Below are 2,505 nucleotides of genomic sequence, written 5' to 3'. Positions count from 1 at the left end.
ATATAAGTTTGATAAGCATTTTCTAAATCTTTAAAACCAAGTCTTTTAAATTCATCAATACTTTTATAAAGTTCTTTTCTTGCTTTTAAATAAGTATCATTTAGTTTGTTTTTATGAGAGATAAAGATAGTATAAAAACTAGAGTTAAATTCTAATTCTTTTATTGTGTTTTCATCAAATAAAGCTTGCTTATCTTTATCATATAAAACATAATCTTCACAAAAATATAAAGCTTTTAATAGATAGGGTTTTGAATCGATGTTGATGTTGTTGATATTTTCTAAAGATAGTTTTTGTATATAGGCTATTTTTAAATTATTGATTGCTTGTATAGATACAAGCTTATAATTATTATATTCTTGACTAAAATAATTAAGATTTTCTAAAAATATTTTATACTCATTGATATATTCTTTTTCATTTTGTATATTATTTAAATGCTTAAGACTTTGATTGAAAATATTATTATTATAAAAATTACAAGAAAAACTATCAAAATTAAATTCTTTTAACAAATTACTATTTTTATTATCTATAGAACATAAAGGAGTAAAGGAATTTTGTATGTTTTTGTAGTAGGGGTAGAGAGAGTTATTGGAAAGATTAAATGCTTGTTGAGTTTTATTTGCACTGAAATAAAGAATTTTTTGCGTTGGTTTTTTGATTAAAGAAACCACAGCGCCTGGTCCAACTATACTCCCAATATAATATAACGGTTGTTTTTGAAAATCTTGTTTTAAGAATTGAAATGCTTGCTTTCTAATTTGATCATTTGAGATTATAAGTTTAATGGCTTTATAAAAGACTTCGGCTTGTTCAATAGCTTCATCTTGTTTTGTGTTGTCATCTAAAATTATATTTTCAACTCCAATAATTTTTATTACAAAATGTCCAAATTCTAAAGCCGTCATAACTGTAGAGTCAAATATACCATTTACTAAATCATCAATATGTTGCAAAATATTCTTATTGTTAGACATTTTATTAGTCCTTTATTTTATTTAAATAGATAAAATATACTAAAATAATTTTATAAAATAAATAAAAAACTATTGAAAAAATAATTTTTAAATTTGTATTTAAATGAAAGAATTCTAACAAATCCATAAAATAATTCCACAATATAAACAAAATTAAAATATCATTAAAAATGCTATATAAAAAAATAAATAATGAATTTGCTTTATATTTGGCTTTACATTTTTTACAAACTAGTTCTTTACCAAAGCCCAATAAAAATACATTTGATGCATTTTGTAATTTATTGATTTTTGTTTTACAAACTTCACATTCTTTATAAATAGACATTTATCGCATTCCTTATGTTACTTTCTACAATTTCTTGCCCTTTTCTTAAAGCTTCTTTTATGCTTTCTTCAAAGTTGATAGTGGTGTTATTTTCATTATTAACACTGGTATTATTTTCATTTACATTCATCTAAAGCCTTTTGGGTTTCATTTAGGAGATTTTCCATATCAATTAATATTTTTTTATAAATATTTCTCTTTAAATCATCTATATTTTTTACATCTAAATTTTTAAATATTTCATAATTTTCTTTCATGTTTTTAAACATTAAGTTTCTATCTTCAAAAGAGCATAATTGAGCATTATTAGACAAAAATACATTTTGAATCAATGTTTTAAAAGAAATTGCCGTACCTATATATTCTGTTCCCTTATCCAAATAACCTACACCCTCTAAGTAATCATAAAATTCTTCATAATGTTTTATAAATTTAAGTTTTTCTTCAAAAATTTGTCTTTCTAAATCTCTAGTTGATGCTCTTAAGTTTAGATATTTTTGCTTTTCATTGGAAGTTGAATTTATACCGCTTATGAAATTAAGATAATTAAAATAAATTTGTTCTTTACCATGTAAAACAAAGAAGTTACCAGCACAGCTTTTAATAAAAGCTTCAAAATACCTATCCTCAAATCCAAATAATTTAGCCACCTTAAAATCAAAAATAGCCTTTTGCATTTTTACATTTAAATCTTTAAAATCTTCTAGCTTAGGTTGGTAATCATTTACAATTTTAATCATATCCTTAGGGCTTGGATTTAAAGTCATTTTTTCAAAGTTTTTAAATTCTAGTTGAACTTTAGGATAATGATACATTCCCCAATAAATCGTATACAAAGGAGAATAAAGTAATTTTGCAAGCACGGCAAATATTATAATAATTATTATACAAGGTATATAAAATCTTTTAAGTTTGTAAAAAGGTTTTTTCATTGTTTATCCTTTATTACTCTGCTTTAAGCTCTCCACCTCTAACCACAAGTCCATTAGAGTCTATAGTTACTTCAACTCCACCTGCTTTAATGATAACACAATCAGGTTTTGCATTAATAATTGTTTCTCCTACCTGTATAGTCGCTTCGCTATCGGCTTTTAACTCATGAATAGTTTTTGCGTAAGTTGTGATATTATCAGCTACCATGCTTGTATTTTTATCACTTTCAAATCCTATGGATTCATTACTTGTAAAAAGAATATT

General features: G+C 23.8%; 3 protein-coding genes and 2 pseudogenes. 1 reads left to right on the top strand and 4 read right to left on the bottom strand.

Going from position 1 to position 2,505, the window contains the following annotated elements; all coding sequences use genetic code 11:
• A pseudogene (locus tag AJ939_RS10815) lies at positions 1-980 on the bottom strand (hypothetical protein); the annotation flags it as partial.
• 170 nt (positions 981-1,150) lie between these two features.
• Here AJ939_RS10815 and AJ939_RS10810 point away from each other — a divergent pair.
• A complete protein-coding gene (locus AJ939_RS10810) occupies positions 1,151-1,300 on the top strand; it encodes a hypothetical protein (RefSeq protein WP_158336790.1) in 150 nt (49 codons plus the stop codon).
• Here AJ939_RS10810 and AJ939_RS10805 read toward each other — a convergent pair.
• The 3 genes and pseudogenes from AJ939_RS10805 to AJ939_RS01035 all read right to left on the bottom strand — a co-directional run.
• Positions 1,295-1,438 carry a hypothetical protein gene (locus tag AJ939_RS10805; protein ID WP_162842173.1) on the bottom strand — a complete coding sequence of 48 codons (144 nt, stop codon included), beginning with the start codon at positions 1,436-1,438 and terminating at the stop codon, positions 1,295-1,297. The genes AJ939_RS10810 and AJ939_RS10805 overlap by 6 nt on opposite strands.
• Entirely contained in the window at positions 1,425-2,240 is an 816-nt protein-coding gene (locus AJ939_RS01040) for a hypothetical protein (RefSeq protein ID WP_002861583.1), read from the bottom strand. The genes AJ939_RS10805 and AJ939_RS01040 overlap by 14 nt, the downstream gene beginning before the upstream one ends.
• 13 nt (positions 2,241-2,253) lie before the next feature.
• Positions 2,254-2,505 (bottom strand): annotated as a pseudogene (locus tag AJ939_RS01035) (VgrG protein); the annotation flags it as partial.

The organism is Campylobacter sp. BCW_6889 (assembly GCF_001762535.1).
GTDB classification, from domain to species: domain Bacteria; phylum Campylobacterota; class Campylobacteria; order Campylobacterales; family Campylobacteraceae; genus Campylobacter_D; species Campylobacter_D jejuni.
The sequence above is the reverse complement of the archived record's forward strand: the minus strand, read 5'-3'. Positions and strand labels throughout refer to the sequence as shown.

Excerpts from the sequence above, each read along its gene's own strand:
- AJ939_RS10810 (WP_158336790.1), top strand. The coding sequence starts at position 1,151 with ATGCTATATAAAAAAATAAATAATGAATTTGCTTTATATTTGGCTTTA.
- AJ939_RS10805 (WP_162842173.1), bottom strand. The coding sequence starts at position 1,438 with ATGAATGTAAATGAAAATAATACCAGTGTTAATAATGAAAATAACACC.
- AJ939_RS01040 (WP_002861583.1), bottom strand. The coding sequence starts at position 2,240 with ATGAAAAAACCTTTTTACAAACTTAAAAGATTTTATATACCTTGTATA.